Origin of the sequence: Kitasatospora cystarginea, assembly GCF_039533515.1 — a bacterium.
Lineage (GTDB): Bacteria > Actinomycetota > Actinomycetes > Streptomycetales > Streptomycetaceae > Kitasatospora > Kitasatospora cystarginea.
On the sequence record NZ_BAAATR010000025.1, the window covers coordinates 86,955 to 106,515 of the forward strand.

Here is a 19,561-nt window from a genome sequence, read left to right on the forward strand (position 1 = left end):
CCTCCGAGCCGCCGGGCCGCGTCCACTGGACCGGCCACCTGATCAACGCTCCTCAACGAACTTCCGCGGAGCAGCTAGGACCTGGCCGATCCGCGGATGGACGAGGCCGCGGTCGGGGCGGTAATTGAGCGCGGATTGGCTGGTCGCGTCAGTTAGCTTCCCAGGAACCGCAGGACCGCCAGTACCCTGCGGTTGGTGCCGTCGTCCCGCGGCAGCCGCAGTTTGTCGAACACCGCGTTGGTGTGCTTCTCCACCGCGCTCCTGGAGACGAACAGTTGCTGTGCGATGGCCGTGTTGGTGTGGCCCTGGGCCATGAGTGTCAGCACGATTCGCTCACGGTCTGTCAGTAGATCGAGATCATCGGTGTGGCGCGTGCGGGCCAGAAGGCGGCGCACTACCTCCGGATCGAACACCGTGTCGCCGTCGTGCACCCGCTCCAGCGCGGACAGGAACTCCTCCACCCTGCCGACCCTGTCCTTCAGCAGATATCCCACGCCCCGGGTGTCGGCCGCCAACAGCTCGGCGGCGTACCGCTGCTCGACGTACTGCGACAGCACCAGCACTCCCACCTGCGGGTGCTCGGACCGAAGCCGCAGCGCGGCCCGCAACCCCTCGTCGGTGTGGCTCGGCGGCATGCGCACGTCCACGACGGTGACGTCCGGGGGCTCGGCGGCCACCGCGGCCAGCAGCGCGTCCGCGTCCCCCACCGCGGCAGTCACCTCGTGCCCTTCGTCGGTCAGCAGGCGGACCAGGCCCGCGCGCAGCAGCGCGGAGTCCTCGGCGATCATCAACCGCATGGCAGCTCCGCAATCACACGCGTGGGGCCGCCCAGCGGGCTGTCCACGGTCAGGCGCCCGTCCAACGCGGCGATGCGGCGTGCCAGTCCGGCCAGTCCCGGCCCGGCGGGATCGGCGCCGCCTCGCCCGTCGTCGCGTACCGACACCCTCACCACGTCGGTGTCCTGGCAGATCGCTACCTCGATCCGGGTGGCCCCGGCGTGCTTGGCTGAATTGGTGAGGGCCTCGCGCACTGCGAAATAGGCGGCCGTTTCGATGGCAGGGGTCGGCCGCTGCGTCAGGTCGCCGCTGAGGTGCACCGGGATGGGCGAGCGCTCGGCGTCTACGGCCAGCGCCTCGCGCAACCCCAGCTTGTCCAGCGATGCGGGATACACCCGCCACGCCACCTGCCGCAGCTCCTCCAAGGCCTGCTCAGTCTCGGTCTGTGCCTGCCGGTACAGCTCCTCGGAGTTCTTGCGGCGTGCCCGTCCGAGCAGCATCGCCACCACGATCAGCCGTTGCTGCAGCCCGTCGTGCAGGTCGCGCTCGATGCGGCGCCGTTCGGCGTCCACGGCCTCGACGATCCCGGACCGGGTGGCGGCCAACTCGTCGATCCGGCGGCGCATCCGGGCCAGTTCGTCGGGGCAGAGAAAGCGGTGCACCAACCTTCGCTCCAACTCGGCGACGGCAGCCAGTCCGGCCAGGTCGAGGAAGAGCAGCAGCAGGCCGACTGCGAGAAGATAGCCGGCGACCGGCCAGGTCGGGGCCATGCCGTCGGCGTCATGCCCGGCCAGCCAGCGCGACAGCCCGGAAGTAGCCGTCCACGCGCCCGCTGCCAGCAGGAACAGTGCCCCGCCGCCGAGCAGCCCGACAGGGACGCGGCACCACAGGTAGGCGGTAGCCCGTCGCGGCTCGATGTCGTCCGAAGAAGCAGCGGCGCCGCCGAGCAGGACGGCAACACGTCGCTGATCCAGCGCGGCCAGGCGGACCACCGGCCAGGTGGACCGCACCAATGCCCCCGCAGCAAGAACGGCGAGCCCGGCGCACGCCGAGACTGTGCCGAGTGCGATGCCGACCACGGCGCGTATGGGCCTCATGCGCGGTGCCGGGCGCTCGGGCGACGACGCAGCCGCACCAAGTACCAGCGAGCGACGGTCAGGACCGCCAGCGCCGCCACTGCCTTCGATACCCATCCCCCGTACTCCTCCACCAGCCGCCAGTTGTCGCCCAGCCAGTATCCCAACAGTACGAACGCGGTGTTCCACACCAGGCTGCCGACGGCAGTCAGGGCGGTGAAGACCCACAGTGGCATGCGCTGGATCCCGGCTGGGACGGAGATGAGGCTGCGCACTACCGGCACCATGCGGGCCAGCAACACGGCGGCACGGCCGCGCCGTTCGAACCACGCTTCGGCCCTGTCGATCTCGTGCAGATGGACGAGGGGGATGCGGGCGGCGAGCGCGCGGGTGCGGTCGCGCCCCAGGAGGGCGCCCGTGGCATACATGATCCAGGAGCCGACGACGGAGCCGACCGTGGTCCAGAGGATGACGGCCGGTAGGCTCAACCGGCCCTGCCCGGCCGCGAATCCGGCGACGGGGAGGATGATCTCGCTGGGAACGAACGGCAGGACGGTGTCGACCAGGTTGGTCAGCCCTGTCCCCGGGGAACCGAGAGCGTCCATGACGTCGACGGCCCATCCGGCGATGCCGCCCGCGGGCTCGGCGGAGGCGGTGAGGAGCATCGAGGAAGCCGATGTTGTGATCATGCCGTTCACGCTAGGAGGCGGGCGAGGCCGCCACCATGCGGTCAACCGCCCGATCGCACTGTGGTTTTCCGTAATCATCGGTGTGGGGATGCGTTCCTCAGCCACGAGCACCAGCCGGGCTGCTGCGCAGTCCGGCGCCGGTCAGCTCGCCGGGGAGATCCGCCCCTCCGGCGGTGTTGTCAGGTTGAGCGAGGGCGCTCGGATGGCGTGATCGTCCGGCGGTCGGGTCGCGGGAGGGGCTGCACGTGGACACGCCCCTCCCGATTGAAGTTCCCCCAAGGCCGGGAAGTTAGCGCTCTGGCGGCCCTGTCAAGAGGAGGAAAGTTGATGCTCCCTCATGCAGGCGAAGCGGAACTTGAGCAACGGAGTTCCGTTGGAACGGGCAGTCGACCAAGACAGCCAGTGACCAAGGAGCTCCGTTGCTGCATCAGTATGCCCTGCCGCCGGGCGGAGCGGCTGCCGCGCGGGTGATCGAGGCGGCCCCGGGCAGGTTCGCCCCGGGGCACGTGGGCGCACTGACCGGATTCCTCCCGGTCGAGCTGGTGGACGCGGTGCTGGAGGAGACGGGCAGCCTGCAGCGCCGTCTGCGGGATCTGCCGTCCCGGGTCGGCGTGTACTTCCTGCTGGCGATGTGCCTGTTCCCCGAGATCGGCCACGGGCTGGTCTGGCGGAAGCTATCCGCGGGCCTGGCCGGCCGCCCGGCCCCGGCGCCAAGTGCGAAGGCACTGCGTGACCTTCGCCGTCGCCTCGGCAGCGCGCCGATGCGGCGGCTGTGCGAGATCCTCGGCGGCGGCGGTGGCGCGGAGCTGCAGGTGCGGCTCCGCGACCGCCTCCTGGCGCCCACCGAACCCGCGCTGCCAATGACTTGGGCCCGCTCGTGCTGCCCGCGCCGACCAAGTGGGAGCTGGTGGCCGCGCTGGTGTCCGCCTCGGACGATCCGTGGTGGGAGGTGCGGGTGATGCACGCGAAGCTGTACCCGGTGCGGGACCGCAGGCCGTGACCTGTCGCGCGTTGTGGGCGTGGAACGGCCTGCCAGGGGTGACCTTCGGGGCCGGGGGAGCGGGACCCGCAGAAGACCGTCGCCCGGGACGGTCCGCGGCTCTGGCGTCAGTGCTGGGGCATCCGTGGGAACGGGAGTTGGAATCTCCCTCTGGGGGAGGTCCTACGCTCCATCACACCGCACGGAATATGCGACGAAAGAGGTCGATCATGACGACGTTTCTGCTGGTCCCCGGCCTGTTCCTGGGCGCCTGGGTGTGGGAGGCGGTGGCCGTGGACCTGGAGGCGCGCGGGCACCGGGCCGTTCCCGTGACCCTGCCCGGCCTCGCCGAGCGGGCGGGGGCGGACGCCGGGCGCATCGGGCTCGCCGAGCACACGGCGGCCGTGGTGGACCTGCTCGACGAGTACGGGCCCGGAGTGGTCCTGGTGGCCCACAGCTACGGAAGCTTCCCGGCGACCGCCGCCGCTGACCAGCGCCCCGACCGCATCGCGCGGGTGGTGTACGTGGACACCGGCATCCCCGAGCACGGCGAGTCGATGGCCACCAGCCTCGCCGGCGCCGGCATCGCGGCCGCGGGCGAGGACGGGCTGATCGCGGTGCCCGGCCAGCTGCCCCCCGGAGTCCCCGAGAGCGAGCGGGAGCGCTACTACCGCCTGGCCACCCCGCACCCCGCTGCGACCGCCACCGACCCCGTCCGGCTGACCGACGCCTGGAACACCCTGCCCACCACCGGCATCTTCTGCGTCGACAGCGGCCTGAGCCGGGACGTCGCCCGCTCCCTGCACGCCACCGGAGCCCCCAGGTTCGCCAAGCTCGCCGAACCCGGCGTCACCTACTTCGAGCTGCCCACCGGCCACTTCCCCATGCTCACCACCCCGCGCGAACTCACCGACGCCCTCGTGCGCGCCGCCGCCGGCGAGGGCGCGGGCCTCTACGACTGACACCGGCAGGCCTCCGCGTGGCCGGCCCGCGCCCGGTGACCGGGGCCTGGGCCGGGCGATCGGCGACTCGCCGTTGGTGCGCGGCGCGATGTGGCCGCGGTGGACCGGCCACGACGGCATCCCAGGCGAGGAAATCAACTTCCGGGCTGTCGCCCGCGCGGCGGGCGTCAGCCTGGACTTCCTCTACGCCCACACCGACCTGCGCAAACGCATCGAAACCCTGCGCGGCCAGCAACGGGCTGACCACCGGCCCCTCCGACAGGAGCCCGCAGCCGACGACGGCACGGTGATCTATAGCCTCACCGGGGCCCTCCGCCGCGAACGCGCCGCCCACCGAGAGCGCGTCCAAGAGCTCGAACAACGGCTTGCCGCCGCCCACGGCGAGATCCTCCGCCTCCAGCGTCAGATTCGGCAACGCGGCGACGCACCCCGGTGAACGACAGGCCAGCCGTTACACGCCCGCAAGCGTGCGAGAAGAATGCAGTTGAGGCCGGAGGATCAGCCCGGCACGCTCGCCCGGTGAGCCACAACAAACAAGCAGGCAGATGGGACGGACCCTGGTACAGGGTCCGCACGGAGCACTTCGAGGCGGCGTTCCTGCCGAATGCCAGCGAGGACTTGGAATCGGTGGACAACATCGACGTCTTCGTGGACCTCAACGACGGAACCCGGTGGAGTGCGACCGTCATCACCCTGGCTCAGGTGGAGAGCATCATGGAGCGGTGGGCGGCGACCGGGGAGCCCCTCGGCGGCGCCTACTTCTCGTGCTCGGACGGCCTCATCGTCCGCGACGCCGGCATCAGCAATATGACCCGGGTCCTCGTCGGCCTGGTCGAGACCGGCGACTTCACACACATCCTCCAACGCATCGACGAATGACCGCAGCCCCGGCCCACGACGAGCTGATTCTGAACCACCAGTAAGCTGCCCTGGCCGAGCCTGGGACATCCATCCTGAGGACACGATGCTCTCCGAATACCAGCAGCAGCTGAGGGATCGTTTCCTCGCTGCCCCCGCCATCCCAGCACTATGCTCCTGGCAGCCCGTCTCCGCGCGGCGAACGCCCATCGGCGGGTTACTCGGAGTCGGTTTCGGGGTCGACCCCGACAGCGGAAACGACCTCCTGATGGTCGTCTCCAGCAGCGGTCACGGCATCTTCGACGCCTCCATGGGCCAGCGAATCGCCCGCGACCACGGCCCCGACCTGGATCCCAGCACACCAAGTGGCCCTGACCTGTCCTGCCCTGGACTCGGACCGCTCGACGGAACCGAGGTGCGGATCGCCGGCCTGTTCGGCGGCGGCCTCCACTCCACCACCGAAGACGGGTGGACTGTCGAGGTCGTCAGCCCGGATTGGCCGCACCACCGCGTCCTCCTCTCGGCCGACGGCGGACTCTGCCGCGGTCCCGCTGGTGAGAAGTGGTGGCACATCTTCCACGCCCACTACTCCGAACTGCGAGCCGCCGGGTTCTCCCCCTCCGGACGCACACTCGTCGTCGCCACCAGCAGCGACATCACGCTCTGGACAAGGCCCGGCCTCGACGCCTGAACCGGAGTGTGGTCCACGTTGCGGACGCCGTCGGAAATGCCACGACCGGCACAAATGCGGTAGCCGCTGCCACCGACGGGGTGCCGAACGCGCGGCCGCAGGTGCCGGTGCAGACCTTGCGGCGTTCGAAGCGGCCGAGGAATTCGCTCCCGGTCCAGCAGCAGTCGGAGCCCGGACCTGCGGCCGTTGTTGTCGCAGGAGGGGGCAAACGGCTCGGCGGTCAGCCGGGCCGAGACCATCTCCCGGTCCTGCACCGTGGCGGGCCAGGACTCCCCGCGCGGGCGGGTGACCTGCAGTTGCCGTGCCACCAGTAGTGCGGGTGTGACCGGCGTAGTGTCGGTATCCAGCGTGGTGGTCATCAGCGGGCCGTCCCGAACAGTGCGTTCAGTGACTCGGCGCGGTAGCCGGGCGCGGGGAGGGCGCCGTTCGAGCGGCGGCCTGCCGGGTCTGCTCGGCGTGGTGGGCGAGGACCCGACGGATCACATCCTCCTTGCGCGGGTTGAGGTAGATCTGCGTCGTGGCCAACTGGGCATGCCCGAGGACGCGTTGGACATCGGTCAGTGGAAGGGTCGGGTCCTCGGCCATCCGGTAAGCGGCGGTGTGCCGCAGCGCGTGAAGCGTGCTTGAGGTGCCCGCCCGGACGTTGGCCCGCTCGAACATGCGGTGAACCGCGTGGTAGGTCAACGGTCGAGACGACGAGCGGAGCGTCCACCGCAGCGGAATCCGTCGGCCGCATGGGATCTGGTCGTCCATCTCCACCTGGTAGAGCCGCAGCCAGACGAAGGCATCGGTCGAGGCAGGAAGTTCCTGCAGTTCGCGGCTGCCCTTGCGGACGACGGTGATCAGCTGCCGGCGGGGGGCGACGCCGCCTCGCGTGGCGGACAGCAACTCGCTCGCCCGGGCCCCGGTGGAGATGGAGAACGCGACCAGTGTCCGGTCCCGGTGGGAGGACAGCCGGGCGACGATCTCGTTGAACGCCGATTGGCGAGTTGGCGTAGGGCGGCGTTGAATTCGATGCCGCGGGCTCGTTGCTTCTCGTAGTAGGCCCTGGCGCCGGCGGAGATCCGAAGTGCAAGGCTTGGGCGATCAGGGCGTCGATGAGCCGGTCGCTGCGGACGTACCGCGCGGTCACGACGTTCTTTCTACCGGGGGCGCGGGTGATCGGGCTGGTGCCGGCGTAGTTCTTGCGGGCCTTGGCACTGGCGTAGCGGTGAGGGTCGTCCCCGAACTCTGCAAGTACCCGGGCGCCGAGCATCGGTCCCAGTCCGGGCTGGGAGCGGATGATCTCAGCGTCGGGGTGCCGGCCGAAGCAGTCCTCGACCTGCCCGTGAAGGAAGTTGACCTGCTCGTTCAAGGTGACCAGCAGCGCGACTAGAGCGCGCACCGAGTCGGCGTAGGCCGCGGTCACAGCGGCGGGCTGACCCAGGTGCTTGGCGCGCAGTACGGCCTGGATCCTGGTGGCTTTGTCGGCGATGTTGCGCCGGCGGGCTCGCTTGAGGGCCGCACTGATCTGCGTGATCGTCAGCTTCGCCGCGGCAGTCGGATCAGGTGAGTTGGCCAGCAGCTCCAAGACGTCGGGGGCGTCCAGATCCTCGAACGCCTCCAAGGCGGCGGGGAAGTAGTCGAGCAGAGCGTGCCGCAGCCGCTGCGTGGTACGGGTCCGCTCCCAGATCAGGGTCTTGTGGATGCGCGTCACGACCTTGACGGCTTCAGCGTCGGCGGTGTCCCCGGAGATCGGGCGCAGGTGGTGGGAGCCGGTGCGCACCATGTCAGCGACCCCCGGCTCGCCACCGTCCGGCCACCGCGCGCCCGCCATCACCCTTCCCCTCGACTTCACCGCATTTCTGCGAACTCCACCACCCGCACTACCTCGCCTACGCCCGTCTGCACACCCACGACGACCAGCAGGCCGACCACATCGTCCAGACTGCACCCGGCGAGCTCGCCACTCACTGGACAAACACCCTCGCCAGCGGCCAGCTGCCTACGCATGGGCCCCCTTCAAGCGCCAGATCACCCGGCAATCGGCACGAGCCCCCTCCGATACCTGTCCCCGCTGCTCCCCAGCGAAGTCGTGGACGAGGAACTCCTACGCGATCTGCCCCAGCTGGACTTCGTTCAGATCGCCCGGCTCAGCGCAAGGCCCGCCGCGAGTACGAGAATCGCGTCAACGCCCTCGTGGCCAACGTCCGGCACTGAGGGGCCGTCAGGACCGCAGCCCCGGACGCCCCTCGCCGCCGCAGCCTGACCAAGTGAAGGATCCGGCCGTGCCCGGATGTGGAGGATCAGACAGCGGTCAGGCTCTTCGCCATGACCCGCTCCCTGCCAACGCCATCGGGCAGAAGATCGCCGGGCTCACCCGTGTCCGTGAAACCGTGCCGCTCATAGAGCGCGGTCGCCTTGCGGTTGTCCGGCATGACCGACAACCGCAGCGTCGTGGCACCGCGCTCCGCCCCCCACCGCTCGACCGCCTGGATCAGGTAGTCACCCACGCCCTTGCCCCGAGCCGTGGGGTCGACCCACATCGAGATCAACTCCACGTTCTCTGCTCCCTCGCGCGGCACTCCGCTGACCATGCCCACCGGAAGGCCGTCGAGGAGCGCGACGAGATCGTGCGCGCCAGGAATCGACAGACGGGCACGCCAGCGTTCCTCTCGGTCGCCGGAGCCCTGCCACTGGGCCAGCGTCGATCCGAACGCGTAGGGCGCCTCAGCAAGCGCGGCCAGTCGCAATTCCCGCCAAAGGGGCCAGTCGTCTGATTCCAAAGTGCGTAGTTCAAGCATGATCCAGACCCTGCCCGCCCGCCGGGGCGGGCAGCAAGTTGATTACAACCATGCAAACGAGGTCGTTCAGCCCTGCGACCAGCCGAAACCGGGGAGCAGCGGTGACTCACGCACCCGCAGACCACGAGACCTCGGTGAACCCATCCGGTCACGGCACTACACGCCACCTGGCCGTAGCTGTACGAGAACAGGGCCGGCACCAGCTCCTGCACCGGTTCGCCACCTGGCACCAGCTGCGGCGCCTGCGGGCGAAGCCCGATGCCGGGCCGCTCGGACGCTCTCCCACCCACGAGGCCCGGCAGCAGATCACCCAGGCCGACGCCTTCCTCACCTGGCTCGTAGCCCGCAACCGGACCCTCGACCAGTGCCAGCAGGACGACCTCGACGCCTGGCACGCAGACCAGTGCGCCACCCGCCGACCCGCCCAGCCCTTCCTGCGCTGGTGCATGGACAACAGCGCCATGCCCCGACTCGCCCTTCCGGACGACCTGGCACGAGCCCGCGTGCACGACGTGGGCCCGGCGATGACCACAGGCGGCGCGAGTACCGAACCGGCTCGCACGCGGGTGTGCGCGGTCCTGGCCAACGACGGCCGGGTGCGTCTGCTCCACTGGGGCAGTGTGCGGTTCGTGGGGACCGCGGCGGGGTCGGCAAGGGCGAGCCGGAGCGCTGGGAGAACCGATTTCGTATTGGAACGGTTACCGCATAGAGTGGTGTCACCGACGCGGGGTGGAGCAGCTCGGTAGCTCGCTGGGCTCATAACCCAGAGGTCGCAGGTTCAAATCCTGTCCCCGCTACTACCAAGGCCGGGGCCAGCGCACGAGTGCGCTGGCCCCGGCCTTGTCCGTTGGTCGGCCGCCGGACCGTGAAGCCGCGGTTGCCGGGTCAGGTCGGGCCGGGGCGGCGGTGTTGGGGCTGCGCCGCCACCCGGCTTCACGCCCTCGCCTACCGCCGCAAGGACGAAGGCAACCAGCAGGTCAAGAGTCACCGTGGGCAGCGAGGGCCGGCTGGTCCGCCGACACGTCTCATCTCGCTGCCCAATGATGCTGCCGCCGGCACCGGCCGTATCACCGCGGCCACGGACCCGAAGTCAGTCTGCCGGGTCGAGGACTTGGTTCAGCCGGCCGAGCAGAGCCGCTCTCTGGTTTTCGTTATCGGGATCCGGCCCGGCGGTCTCCTGGGGGGCGGCGCGAACGACGCGTCGGCGAGGAGCGAAGGCGGATCCGTGAGTAGTGAGTTCTAGACCGTGGTGATCGATGCGGTGGCGTCCGAGTCGGGAGCTGCGGACGGTGGCCGGTCGGGGGTGTCGCGGCACGGTCGGGGGCGTGGTCGGCGGCGGGCCGCGAGGCGGCCGCGTCGGCTGACGACGGTGGCCGGGGTGATGGGGCTGGTGGCGATCACGGGTGGGGCGTTCTCGGAAGACGAGTCCGCGTCGCCGTCCGCCGCGGCCGGGGTGTTGTCACCGGAGGGCGGCGCCACGTCCGTTTCCTCGGCTCAGCCGACCAGTACGCCGGGCCAGGCGGTCACCGCGACCGCGACGGCGAGTGCCGCGGCGACCCCGACGGCGACCAGCACGCCCACCGGCACGCCGAGCGGCACGACCACCGTACCCGTGCCGGATCTGCAGGAGCTGACACAGGTCGTCGATCCGGCCGCCGACTTCGTGGACCTGACCATCCTGCGACTCGGCCTGACCGCGCGGCCAGGTGCTGTGAGGCGGCCAGGTGCGGTGGCGGGAGCAGCAGCGGGAGGCCGGCGAGGAGTCCCTCAACCGGTACCAGAGTGTGCTGGTGCCCGGCGCAGTGCGGGCAGTTCCGGATGTGCCTGGCGATGCGCTTGCGCCACAGTACGGCGGGCTTGCCGTCCCAGGCGGTGGTGTGCGCCGATCCTCCGACCCGACCCGGACCACGCCGCATCCGCCCCGTCGGTCTCGGTCTCACTCGCACCCCCGGCGGCAGCCCCCACCACGCCGTCTCCCATACCGCCCGCCACCGAGTCCCCGTCCCCGGCTGTTGGTCAGGGTTCGGCGTTGAGGTATTCGAATCCGCAGGCGCCGCAGGTGTACCCCCATGGGTCGTCGTCCTGGCCGGGCTCTCCGCAGTGGATGCAGGGGTATGGCCCCAGGCGTAGCCGGCCTTGACGAGCCGGTCCCAGCCGATGCCCGTCACAGCTTCCCGGTAGGCGACTGTGTCGGCCACGGCTCGGCGCGCGTAGTCCTGCTCGATGGTCATGACCCGCACCTCCGTCCCACCTCCAGGATTGCGTTCCCGGGCTCTACGCGACCCGGACGGCCTGGTCACAGCGGGGGCGGACCCGGTCGCGGAGTTCGGGCTGCCACCGGCGCTGGCCAGGCCTGCTCGGCTGCCACGGGTAGGTGACCATTTCGGTGGTGTCGATCCCACAGGCGGTGAGCGGGCCCGGGTCGCCGGGCACGTCCGGGGCGGACGGCGCCGCGTGGACCATCACCAGGTCGGGTGAGCCGGGGTTCTCCAGGACGACGATGACGCTCACCATCCCAGCCTCGGCGCACCGCGGGCGGCCCGCATCCGGGCCCAGCCAGCTGGACATGGGTGCCCTATGCCGCGCCTGTCGGCCCGCGGTCGTCGATGTGGTTGAGCTGGGTGCGGGCGTCGACGCGGTCCTCGACGGGCAGGGCGGCCGACATCGCTACGCGGCTGATGCTGATCTATGAGGACGGAAGGACTGCGCTGTCCCCGGCTGTCCCCGAGTCCTCACGGACGAACGCGGATGATCGTCTTCCCCTGGCGTCGCTCGGTCGGGTTGAGGGCGGCGACGGCATCGTCGAGGGTCGCGACGTCGCCGATGTTCGTCCGCAGCCGTCCGTCCCGCACCCGCTGGACGATCTCACCCAGTTGGGCACGATCGGACTCGACAACGAAGTCGATCGCCAGGCCGTGGGCGGTCCGCGCCTCAGGCGGCCCAACGATGGTTACCAGTGTTCCTCCGGCCCGGATCAGGCCTGCGGATCGCTTCTGGATGTCGCCGCCGATGACATCGAAGACCAGGTCGACTTCGCCGACGTCTTCCAGGGTGTCGTTGTCGAGGTCGACGAACTCCATTGCGCCGAAGTCGAGTGCCTTCTGACGGTCAGCGGCACGTCCGGTGCCGATGACGTAGGCGCCGGCCTCTCGTGCGAGCTGCGTCACCATCGTCCCGACTGCGCCGGCCGCGCCGTGCGCGAGTACGCTCTGCCCCGCCTGGAGGTGGCCGTGCTGGAACAGGCCCTGCCACGCGGTGAGGCCTGAGATCGGCAGGCTCGCGCCCACGGTGAAGTCGACGTCGCCCGGCAACGGCGCGAGGTTGCGTGCCTCGACGGCCGCGTACTCGGCGAGGGTGCCGTCGCGATGCCAGTCGGTGAGGCCGAACACTCGCTGTCCCACCGAGAGACCCGTCGTGCCGTAGCCGAGGGCGGTGACCACTCCGGCCAGCTCATGTCCGGGGATCGACGGTGTTCGGTCGCGGTCGAGGCGATCGGTCCAGGTCGAGGGCCACGCCATCTCGGTCGGGACGAATCCCGACGCATGAATCTGAACGGCGACATCGTTTATCGCCGGCTCCGGCTCGGGCCGCTCCGTCAGCGTCATCCCGGCCGTTCCTGCGGCTTGGTCCGTCACCACGATCGCCTTCATGGGAATTGTCTCCTCGGTCATGTGTCTCTTTGGTGGTTGCGGGGATGGCCACGTGTTGCTCACGGACGAACGCGGATGATCGTCCGCCCGCTGATCCGCTCGGTCGGATTGAAGGCGGTGACGGCATCTCGGCCGGGACCGGTCGCGGCCGTCACGGTCACCGGAATCGACACCAGGCTGAAGGTGATCGAGAGCTTCGCGATCGCGTTCGACATCGTCAGCCTCCAGGTCCGGTCCTCGTCACGTCCCGCCCCTGTTGGATGCCTACCCATCCTGACCTGCGGCGACCGGGCTTTCAGAGGATGGCAGCGACCTGCCCGAGCCGCGCTGGCAATGGGTGGAGATCCGCATCGGCGGGTCAGTGGCGCCTGCGCCAGGGATCGCACCGACCTGTCACTGCCCTTGGCCCTCGCGGCAGGGCCGGCTGACGCGACGCCCGCGACCTGGTCCTCCGCCATCAACCTGCCCGACCTCGGACTGGCCGCAGTCATCGGCCACGGCATCCCGATGAACCGCCTCCTCCTGGTCGACGAACCCGGCGAACACCTCCCCGAAGTCGTCGCCGCCCTCGCCCCGGTCTGCGACGTCCTCCTGGTCCGACCGCACACCTGGCTGCAGCCCCGCACCACCGCCCGCCTAGCCGCCCACCTCCGTCGGACCGGTTCGGTTCTCCTCTCCCACGGCCCATGGCCCGACGGCGCCCAACTGCACCTGCACATCACTGCGGCAGCCTGGTCCGGCCTCGGCAGTGGGTACGGTCAGCTTCTGCATCGCCGGGTGACGGTGCGAGCGAGCGGGCGGGGCAGCGCGTCGCGCCCAAGGACGGCTGACCTGCTGCTTCCGGATGAGAGCGGCCGGGTCGGAGTTCCGATGACGGGAGCTGGGGCACAGCCGGTGTCCGGCGATGTCGCGGTGTGATGTCGCAACCGGCCTACTGCCGGTGCACGCAACGTTCAGCCATCACCCGATCGCGCCCCAGGCGCCCCGAAGGGGGGCCAGGGTTGACCGGAGCCACCAACGCGCCTGTCGCCAAGGCCCGTGCGGCGACGACTGCGGGCGGGCGAGGGCCCGATTGCCAAGCCGGAGCAGACCCGCTGACCGCTGCCAGCAGTGAGGTGGCCGCTCGACGTACCCGGGGCCGACCATGGCGGACCGGTGGCGAACGTGGGCTGTGGCCCGGGACACGTCACCGCCCACCTGCACGAGTTGGGTCTCGACGCCTTCGGTGTCGACCTTTCACCCGTGATGATCGACGTTCTCGGCGTGACCATCCCAGCCTGCGGTTCGAGGTGGGCTCGATGACGGACCTCGATCTTGCCGACGAGTCGGTCGCTGGCCTGCCCGCCTTTTGGTCGCTGATTCACGTCCCCGACGATGCGGTTCCCGCGGTCTTCGGTCACTTCCGGCGGGTGTTGCGTCCTGGCGGACCGCTACTGCTCGGCTTTCACGTCGGCACCGAGTCGCGGCTGAAGACGCAGGGCTACGACGGTCACCCGATGAAGGTCCACGTCCACCGCCGCCAGCCTGACCAAGCGGCGGCCTGGCTGCGCGATGCTGGGTTGACGGTTGAGGCCCACATGCTGATCGAGCCCGACGAGAGTGTGCCGGGGGCGCTCCTTTTCGCGCGGTGCCCGCCTCTCGGCAGCGAAGTACATCCGAACCACGGCTCTCTGGCGGACCGTCACACGGTCTGAACACGAACGCACCGGACTCGGACACCACATCGAGACCCAAGAAGTGCCGTGATCCCTGAGCCAGGCATCCCCGAACCGTCTTGATGAACCTGACGCGCCGTAGGTCAGCGGCTCCGCGTTGGCGAAGTGCACGGAGAACGGACAGTAAGATCGCCGCCATGGGCTTTCGGGCGCCGGGAAACGCGGTTGACGGTGAGACGTCGGCGGGGCGGGTGTGCCGGGAGTGCGGGGAGCCGTTGGCGGTGAAGGCGACGGGGCGCCGTTCGCGGTACTGCGGGGAGTCGTGCGCGTCGAAGGCCTCGCGTCGGCGCCGGCAAGAGCGGCAGCACCCGGCCATCGCCAACGTCCTGGCCGCGTCCACTATCGCCGTCCCCGCCGACAAGGGAGTTGTTTCCCGGCGCCCGGAAAGCGCGGACGTCGACCTGTCGTCCGCGCAGGGGCCGGTCGCGGCCGCGCGGGACGCCGAACGCCTCGCGCTCCGGTTCCTCCAGCGCCTCGAACAGGTCCGCGCCGCGGGCGAGGACGGCGAGGATTCCCGCGCCAAAGACGCGCTGGACGCGCTGGAACGCGCCTTGGACGCGGTGCGGCACCAGGTGCCGCACCGCGTCCACGTGCTGCGCTACGAGCTGGTGAGCGAGCGTCTGAAGAAGGCGGCCGCCGCGATGCGGGACGGCCCGGAGCCATCCCCACTCATTTCCCGGCGCCAGGAAACGGCGGTGGAGGATGCGGTGGCCCCGGGGGGTGTGCCGGTCGCGGGTAAGCCGCTGCCAAATGGCCGGAAAATCTCTGTATGTGACCAGCAAGGAGTTGAGCGATGACGATCTTCGAACCGATCACGGGCCGCTATGTCGCGGTCAACGGTGCACGCACCTACTTCGACGAGGCCGGCGAAGGCGTCCCGATCGTGTGCATTCACCCGGGGGCCACGGACTCTCGGATATACCGGCATCTTCTGCCGTTGCTCGCTGAACGCGGATATCGCGCGATCGCGCCCGATCTTCCCGGGCACTGCCGTTCCTACCCGGCACAGTGGCAGCCGGGGACATCCATTCACGACCACGCCGAGTTCGTGCACGCGTTCGTGCGCACGGTGCTTCCTGGAATCTCGCCCTTCGTGCTCGGCGCCTCTGTCGGAGGCCTGACGGCACTGGATCTTGCCGCTCACCACGGAGAGAGCTATCGAGGTGTCGTCGCGATGCAAGCAGCATCGTGGACACCGCTGTCGGCCGAGGCCGCCGCGTTGCTGGCAGGTCGGAAAAGCGCGCCCGATGCCGGCTGGACGGATCACCTCGAGTATGCGGCGGTGACCTCGGCGAGCAAGAAGCTGACAGCCGAGCAGGAAACCGAGCTGAGGTGGCTTCAGCGAAGCACCTCCCAGCAGGCCGGTCAGTTCGACGGTCAGGCGTGGGCTTCCCACGATCTGCGCGGCCGGCTCGGCGATGTGCGGTGCCCGGTCCTGCTCGTGCAGGGCACCGACGATTTCTTCGTGCAGGATGAGCTAGTCGATGACACGGTCGCCGAGATGGGCTCGGCGGCGCAGCTGCTGAGGGTGTCTGACATCGGGCATTACCCGCCGCTTGAGAATCCGGAGTGGGTTGCGCAGGTCGCAGACACTTTTGCGAAGCAGCTGACGGCAACGGCGGACTGATCGGTTGCCCTGGCCCCCTGTTTTGCCACCCTCAGGCCGACGGGTTCGATTGCGCCCCCGCGAGGTCCGGCGAGGAAAATGCCGACCGAAGGGCCAGGTAAGACCGGACGGCGGCGGCAACTGCTACGAGGCCCGGGGCTGCCCGGGGCTGTGTCGCCTGTGGGGCTGACGGAACTGGCGGCGGTGACCGGCACGACAGCGTCCACGGTGGCCCGCAGGCTTGCCGAACTGCGGGCGCGCGGCGCATTGTTCTTCGACGTGGACGTGGACCCGGCACTGCTGGGCGTCACGGTTTCGGCACTGTTGTGGATGCAGGTCGCGCCGGCCCACCTGGACGCGGTGGCGAGCGCGCTGGCGGGCCACGAGGAACTGGCGGTGGTCGCAGCGACGACCAGGCCGACGAATCTGGTCGCGCACGCGCTGTGCCGGGATACGGAGGCGCTCCACGCATACCTGACACGGCGCGTGGCGTGGGAGGCGGTGACACGCATCGAAACGGCCCCGGTGCTGCGCACGTACAAGGCGGCGACGACTCTGCGGACACTCTGACCCCCGCGCCACACCCGACCATGCGCCACCGACCTCGCCAAGGCGCGGCCAGTGGCCGGCACTTCGAACTGACTGGGCCCCGGCAACTCACCCTCAAGGGCCGATCTCCGCTGATTCGGCCCACCGGGCCAGAAGACGGCCCGGGAACCTCCGCCCGCCGCCCGCTCCGGCAAGCACCGGCCGTCCCGGCGCCTCGCCGCACCCGGCAACACGCGCCACCAGATCGGCGATCAGCTGACGATCTGCCAGTCGAGGCGCCCTTCCACCGGCACCGGTCGCGAGTGGCGCACGCGGTGCCATCTTCGAATGCGTCGGCCTGGTCGACGATCAGCTGACCGCAGGAGTCCCAATCACCGAAGTGCGTGCCGTCGCCTTCGTCGAGCAGCCCCACTCGCCCGAAGTTCCCACCCGGGCGGCAGTCCAGGGGCGGCGCCGCCGGGCCGGGTGCAAGCGGTGCGGATCGGCGAGTCGCTGTCGTGGCGTCGAGTGGGTTGGGTCCGGGTGCGGATGAACGTGGCGGGGCAGGAGACGGACGGCGGCTCGCTGCTGCGGCACGGCTCCAGCCCGTGGTGATAGGTGAGGTCATGGCCGGCGCCCAGACGCAGCTGGCCGACGTCCCAGGCAACGATCTCCCAGTCCCACCGCGACCCTTCGGGGAGCCGAATCACCGTCCACCCCGCCATCTGCACCGCGCCGTCAATCACGGCTGAGTGCGAGCCGGCGCCTTGCGGTGCTGGCTCCATACGCTGACGAACTCACCCACCGTGACCATCGGTGTCGTCGCGGAGCGAGGTCGCCTCACCGACAGCAGCAAGCAGTTGGAACGGGAACTCTGGATCGGCCTGGCCGATGGTCAACGCGAGCCAACGATCGGCGGACGGCAACTGCCATACCTGCATACTACCGGCGACGTTGCTCGGGAAGGCGAGCGGCTCGGGTGCCGTGTAGTCGGGGACGGGATGGTCGAACCCGAGATACGGCCACAGGTCCACCGACGTCGGGCTGCCCCAGCGGCCGGTCAAAGTCGCAGCCAGTACGGCGAGATCGGACTCCAGTTCTTGCTCCGCCGCCTCGGTGATCTCCTCGCTCCGGTCGTCCCAGAAGTCCTGGCTCTCCCGGGAGCACGGCCAGGTGATAGCCGGGCCCGCTCCAACCGCCTTCCCTCACCGAGTTCTCCTCTTGATGAGGGAACGGCAAGTCAACCAGAGCCTCGATGATCGACAGCTGGCCATCAGCGGAACCTGCCGCCCGGTGTTGACTCGACATGGTCGAAGCCTAATCAGCGGCACCCGCCGCGTTGACAAGGGGCATTGAGAAATCTTGATGCCCGCCCCGCGCCCCCCGGGGGCGGCACCGGCGTGCCGTGTCCGGGTCCGACGCCGGGCCCGGTCTAGGCTGCCTGACCGTGCGGGTGACCGACGCCCGCGCCGCGGAAGGAGTTCGCGTGAGGTACACCACAGCGGCGGCCACGGTGCGCGGCGGCCAGGAGCGTCCGCGACGTGGGCGGCTGCCGAGCCGTACGGCGGTCGCCCTGGCGGCAGCCGCCGTCACCGTGGGCAGCATCGCAGTTCCCGCCTCGGCGGCCACCGCCGGACCCGCCCGGTTGCGCGCTCAGCACTCCGGGACCAGCGGCTGCTTCAACTGGTCCTGGGCCGACGGCTGGACCACCTCGACGCTGTACTTCCACAACACCTGCCGCCGCAAGGAGTGGCTCCACATCGAGTGGAGCAGCGGCGACGGCTTTCTCAGGGGCATCGACGCCGACGCCAAGGGCCATGCCGAGGCGGACGGTTCGGTGCTGTACGTCGAGGACGGGGGCCCGTACAACTGACCGCGAGTGGGCGTCGACGAGGAACGCGAGGTGCGTGCGGACGACGGCGAGCCGGTGCCACAGCGTGAACGTGAAGGCGTCCTTGTCGCCGAGCAGCGTGGGGCGGGGATGTCCGCCAGCTCAGGGAAGGCACCGGCGATCCGGGCACCGTCTTCGGTCAGGAATCCTGCGCCAGTCCCCGAGCATCTGCACCAGCAGGTCGAGCGTGGGCACCGGACCCACACCGTGCCGCGGGGCGGCAGCTTCTGGTCGGCCGCAGCCGCTCGGCGTCGATCCGGTGCACCGGCGCCGACCGGTCGAGCCCTGATGGTGGGCGACGGCTCGTAGAGGCGAGCGGGGCCTCACGCGGGGGGATGCGCACCGGCTTGCGCCGCAGCTCTCGAAGGAGTGAAGTCACCGTCCGACCGCGCATCAGCGGGCAGCCGAGGTCGCGGGCCGTAGGGCGACAGGCCGCGCAGTTCGTCCCGGAGCGGCAGGACGGCGGTCTGTGACGAATCGGCTGACTGGGTTATGCAGGGGAAACCCTTTGGTCCAGGAAGTCCAGCACGAGTGGGCTGACCAGGTCGCGGAACTCCTCGAAGTACGCGTGGCGTGCGCCGGGGATCAGTTGGACCTGCGCACCTGGGATCCGCTCTGCGAGCAGGGCGGCGTTGGCGGTGGGGTTGAACCGGTCGTCGGTGCCGTGCAGCACCAGGGTGGGCGCGAGTATCTGCGGCAGCACGTCCCACGCATCGTGCCTGTTGCTGGCGAGCAGGTGGCCGTACCGGGCGTGCGGTGGCAAGTCCGGGTCGCCGAGGGTGCGGTGCGGTCCGGGGTTGGCGACCAGCCACTGCGGCGTGTACATCAGGTCGAGCAAGGTGCGCAGGCGCTCGGCCGGGTCTGGCGAGGCGAGCGAGCGGCGTACGGTGCCGTCGCGCTCGAAGGCCCTGGGGCCGCCGGGCGAGGTGCAGCCGAGCACCAGGGAGCGGACCCGCTGCGGATGGCGGACGGCCAGCCACTGGGCGACCCGCCCGCCCATCGAGGTGCCGTAGACGTCGGCCCGTTCGACGCCCAGGTGGTCCAGCACCGCGACCGCGTCCTCGGCGAAGCCCTGGGTGCTGTACGGCCCCTCGGGCTTGTCGCTGTCGCCGGTGCCACGGTAGTCGAGGGTGATGGTGCGGCGGGCCGTGTGGAAGTCGCCGCGGACCGCGTCCCACCAGTGGTGATTGTTTGCCTGGCCGGCAAGCAGCAGCAGCGGGGCGCCCGCGCCCTGGGGCTGGTAGGCGATTCGGATCCCGTCCGCGGTGATGGCGTGTGACACGGCGTCCGTCCTTGTCGACCTGAGTTGGAGACCACCGGCCTCGGCGACCACCCTACGAGGGTCGCCCGGCCGAGC

The 19,561-nt window shown here is 70.1% G+C and carries 21 protein-coding genes, 1 tRNA gene and 3 pseudogenes; 12 read left to right on the forward strand and 13 right to left on the reverse strand.

Annotation, left to right across the window (positions count from 1 at the left end; translation table 11 throughout):
• Positions 1-152: 152 nt before the first annotated feature.
• The 3 genes from ABD369_RS25215 to ABD369_RS25225 are packed head-to-tail and all read right to left on the reverse strand — an operon-like array spanning position 153 to position 2,646.
• Positions 153-797, reverse strand: a complete 645-nt coding sequence (locus ABD369_RS25215) for a response regulator transcription factor (RefSeq protein ID WP_344638817.1) — start codon at positions 795-797, stop codon at positions 153-155.
• Positions 788-1,969: a sensor histidine kinase gene (locus ABD369_RS25220; RefSeq protein WP_344638818.1), complete on the reverse strand. Its 1,182-nt coding sequence runs from the start codon at positions 1,967-1,969 to the stop codon at positions 788-790. The genes ABD369_RS25215 and ABD369_RS25220 overlap by 10 nt, the downstream gene beginning before the upstream one ends.
• The gene (locus ABD369_RS25225) at positions 1,870-2,646 is read right to left on the reverse strand and encodes a DedA family protein (RefSeq protein WP_344638819.1); all 777 of its coding nucleotides are present in this window, start codon (positions 2,644-2,646) and stop codon (positions 1,870-1,872) included. Before ABD369_RS25225 ends, ABD369_RS25220 begins: the two co-directional genes overlap by 100 nt.
• 332 nt (positions 2,647-2,978) lie before the next feature.
• On the opposite strand from ABD369_RS25225, the pseudogene ABD369_RS25230 reads away from it, so the two are divergent.
• The 5 genes and pseudogenes from ABD369_RS25230 to ABD369_RS25250 form a co-directional block, all read left to right on the forward strand.
• Positions 2,979-3,332, forward strand: a pseudogene (locus tag ABD369_RS25230) (transposase domain-containing protein); the annotation flags it as partial.
• A 418-nt stretch (positions 3,333-3,750) separates the two neighbouring features.
• A complete protein-coding gene (locus ABD369_RS25235) occupies positions 3,751-4,482 on the forward strand; it encodes an alpha/beta fold hydrolase (RefSeq protein WP_344638820.1) in 732 nt (243 codons plus the stop codon).
• Positions 4,483-4,558: 76 nt separating this feature from the next.
• On the forward strand, positions 4,559-4,918 hold the full coding sequence (locus ABD369_RS25240) for a hypothetical protein (RefSeq protein ID WP_344638821.1): 360 nt from the start codon (positions 4,559-4,561) through the stop codon (positions 4,916-4,918).
• Between the two features lie 83 nt (positions 4,919-5,001).
• Positions 5,002-5,361, forward strand: coding sequence for a hypothetical protein (locus tag ABD369_RS25245; RefSeq protein WP_344638822.1), 360 nt, complete (start codon positions 5,002-5,004; stop codon positions 5,359-5,361).
• Between the two features lie 85 nt (positions 5,362-5,446).
• On the forward strand, positions 5,447-6,031 hold the full coding sequence (locus ABD369_RS25250; RefSeq protein WP_344638823.1) for a hypothetical protein: 585 nt from the start codon (positions 5,447-5,449) through the stop codon (positions 6,029-6,031).
• 384 nt (positions 6,032-6,415) lie between these two features.
• Here ABD369_RS25250 and ABD369_RS25255 read toward each other — a convergent pair whose 3' ends face one another.
• The 3 genes and pseudogenes from ABD369_RS25255 to ABD369_RS25260 all read right to left on the reverse strand — a co-directional run bounded on the left by ABD369_RS25255 (position 6,416) and on the right by ABD369_RS25260 (position 8,814).
• Positions 6,416-7,042, reverse strand: coding sequence for a tyrosine-type recombinase/integrase (locus ABD369_RS25255; RefSeq protein WP_344638855.1), 627 nt, complete (start codon positions 7,040-7,042; stop codon positions 6,416-6,418).
• Positions 7,043-7,154: 112 nt separating this feature from the next.
• Positions 7,155-7,847: pseudogene (locus ABD369_RS41235) on the reverse strand (IS110 family transposase); the annotation flags it as partial.
• A 469-nt stretch (positions 7,848-8,316) separates the two neighbouring features.
• Entirely contained in the window at positions 8,317-8,814 is a 498-nt protein-coding gene (locus tag ABD369_RS25260) for a GNAT family N-acetyltransferase (protein ID WP_344638824.1), read from the reverse strand.
• 723 nt (positions 8,815-9,537) lie between these two features.
• On the opposite strand from ABD369_RS25260, the gene ABD369_RS25265 reads away from it, so the two are divergent.
• A tRNA-Met gene (locus ABD369_RS25265) sits at positions 9,538-9,611 on the forward strand.
• A gap of 442 nt (positions 9,612-10,053) precedes the next feature.
• Here the strand turns inward: ABD369_RS25265 and ABD369_RS25270 are convergent.
• The 5 genes from ABD369_RS25270 to ABD369_RS25290 all read right to left on the reverse strand — a co-directional run bounded on the left by ABD369_RS25270 (position 10,054) and on the right by ABD369_RS25290 (position 12,679).
• Positions 10,054-10,293 (reverse strand): hypothetical protein, encoded by a 240-nt coding sequence (locus ABD369_RS25270; protein WP_344638825.1) that lies wholly within the window; start codon positions 10,291-10,293, stop codon positions 10,054-10,056.
• Between the two features lie 15 nt (positions 10,294-10,308).
• On the reverse strand, positions 10,309-10,491 hold the full coding sequence (locus ABD369_RS25275) for a hypothetical protein (protein WP_344638826.1): 183 nt from the start codon (positions 10,489-10,491) through the stop codon (positions 10,309-10,311).
• Positions 10,492-11,088: 597 nt separating this feature from the next.
• Positions 11,089-11,382, reverse strand: a complete 294-nt coding sequence (locus ABD369_RS25280; protein WP_344638827.1) for a hypothetical protein — start codon at positions 11,380-11,382, stop codon at positions 11,089-11,091.
• Between the two features lie 164 nt (positions 11,383-11,546).
• Positions 11,547-12,464, reverse strand: coding sequence for an NADP-dependent oxidoreductase (locus tag ABD369_RS25285; RefSeq protein WP_344638828.1), 918 nt, complete (start codon positions 12,462-12,464; stop codon positions 11,547-11,549).
• Between the two features lie 59 nt (positions 12,465-12,523).
• Entirely contained in the window at positions 12,524-12,679 is a 156-nt protein-coding gene (locus ABD369_RS25290) for a hypothetical protein (protein WP_344638829.1), read from the reverse strand.
• Positions 12,680-12,866: 187 nt separating this feature from the next.
• On the opposite strand from ABD369_RS25290, the gene ABD369_RS25295 reads away from it, so the two are divergent.
• From ABD369_RS25295 to ABD369_RS25315, 5 genes and pseudogenes are all read left to right on the forward strand, one after another.
• Entirely contained in the window at positions 12,867-13,382 is a 516-nt protein-coding gene (locus ABD369_RS25295) for a hypothetical protein (RefSeq protein ID WP_344638830.1), read from the forward strand.
• Between the two features lie 246 nt (positions 13,383-13,628).
• A pseudogene (locus ABD369_RS25300) lies at positions 13,629-14,158 on the forward strand (class I SAM-dependent methyltransferase).
• Between the two features lie 158 nt (positions 14,159-14,316).
• Positions 14,317-14,976 (forward strand): aldehyde dehydrogenase family protein, encoded by a 660-nt coding sequence (locus ABD369_RS25305; protein WP_344638831.1) that lies wholly within the window; start codon positions 14,317-14,319, stop codon positions 14,974-14,976.
• Complete coding sequence (locus ABD369_RS25310) at positions 14,973-15,806, forward strand: alpha/beta fold hydrolase (protein ID WP_344638832.1); 834 nt, start codon at positions 14,973-14,975, stop codon at positions 15,804-15,806. Before ABD369_RS25305 ends, ABD369_RS25310 begins: the two co-directional genes overlap by 4 nt.
• 78 nt (positions 15,807-15,884) lie before the next feature.
• A complete protein-coding gene (locus ABD369_RS25315; protein WP_344638833.1) occupies positions 15,885-16,355 on the forward strand; it encodes an Lrp/AsnC family transcriptional regulator in 471 nt (156 codons plus the stop codon).
• 755 nt (positions 16,356-17,110) lie between these two features.
• Here ABD369_RS25315 and ABD369_RS25320 read toward each other — a convergent pair.
• Positions 17,111-17,347 (reverse strand): hypothetical protein, encoded by a 237-nt coding sequence (locus tag ABD369_RS25320; RefSeq protein ID WP_344638834.1) that lies wholly within the window; start codon positions 17,345-17,347, stop codon positions 17,111-17,113.
• A gap of 452 nt (positions 17,348-17,799) precedes the next feature.
• Between ABD369_RS25320 and ABD369_RS25325 the strand changes: the two genes are divergently transcribed.
• The gene (locus tag ABD369_RS25325; RefSeq protein ID WP_344638835.1) at positions 17,800-18,186 is read left to right on the forward strand and encodes a hypothetical protein; all 387 of its coding nucleotides are present in this window, start codon (positions 17,800-17,802) and stop codon (positions 18,184-18,186) included.
• Between the two features lie 508 nt (positions 18,187-18,694).
• Here the strand turns inward: ABD369_RS25325 and ABD369_RS25330 are convergent.
• Positions 18,695-19,486, reverse strand: coding sequence for an alpha/beta fold hydrolase (locus tag ABD369_RS25330; RefSeq protein ID WP_344638836.1), 792 nt, complete (start codon positions 19,484-19,486; stop codon positions 18,695-18,697).
• Positions 19,487-19,561 lie beyond the last annotated feature (75 nt).

What these genes read in the sequence shown, in the direction of transcription:
- ABD369_RS25215 (WP_344638817.1), bottom strand. Translation starts at nt 797, where the DNA reads ATGCGGTTGATGATCGCCGAGGACTCCGCGCTGCTGCGCGCGGGCCTG.
- ABD369_RS25220 (WP_344638818.1), bottom strand. Translation starts at nt 1,969, where the DNA reads ATGGGTATCGAAGGCAGTGGCGGCGCTGGCGGTCCTGACCGTCGCTCG.
- ABD369_RS25235 (WP_344638820.1), top strand. Translation starts at nt 3,751, where the DNA reads ATGACGACGTTTCTGCTGGTCCCCGGCCTGTTCCTGGGCGCCTGGGTG.
- ABD369_RS25250 (WP_344638823.1), top strand. Translation starts at nt 5,447, where the DNA reads ATGCTCTCCGAATACCAGCAGCAGCTGAGGGATCGTTTCCTCGCTGCC.
- ABD369_RS25260 (WP_344638824.1), bottom strand. Translation starts at nt 8,814, where the DNA reads ATGCTTGAACTACGCACTTTGGAATCAGACGACTGGCCCCTTTGGCGG.
- ABD369_RS25275 (WP_344638826.1), bottom strand. Translation starts at nt 10,491, where the DNA reads ATGGTCAGGTCCACGAAGTCGGCGGCCGGATCGACGACCTGTGTCAGC.
- ABD369_RS25280 (WP_344638827.1), bottom strand. Translation starts at nt 11,382, where the DNA reads ATGTCCAGCTGGCTGGGCCCGGATGCGGGCCGCCCGCGGTGCGCCGAG.
- ABD369_RS25285 (WP_344638828.1), bottom strand. Translation starts at nt 12,464, where the DNA reads ATGAAGGCGATCGTGGTGACGGACCAAGCCGCAGGAACGGCCGGGATG.
- ABD369_RS25290 (WP_344638829.1), bottom strand. Translation starts at nt 12,679, where the DNA reads ATGTCGAACGCGATCGCGAAGCTCTCGATCACCTTCAGCCTGGTGTCG.
- ABD369_RS25305 (WP_344638831.1), top strand. Translation starts at nt 14,317, where the DNA reads ATGGGCTTTCGGGCGCCGGGAAACGCGGTTGACGGTGAGACGTCGGCG.
- ABD369_RS25310 (WP_344638832.1), top strand. Translation starts at nt 14,973, where the DNA reads ATGACGATCTTCGAACCGATCACGGGCCGCTATGTCGCGGTCAACGGT.
- ABD369_RS25315 (WP_344638833.1), top strand. Translation starts at nt 15,885, where the DNA reads ATGCCGACCGAAGGGCCAGGTAAGACCGGACGGCGGCGGCAACTGCTA.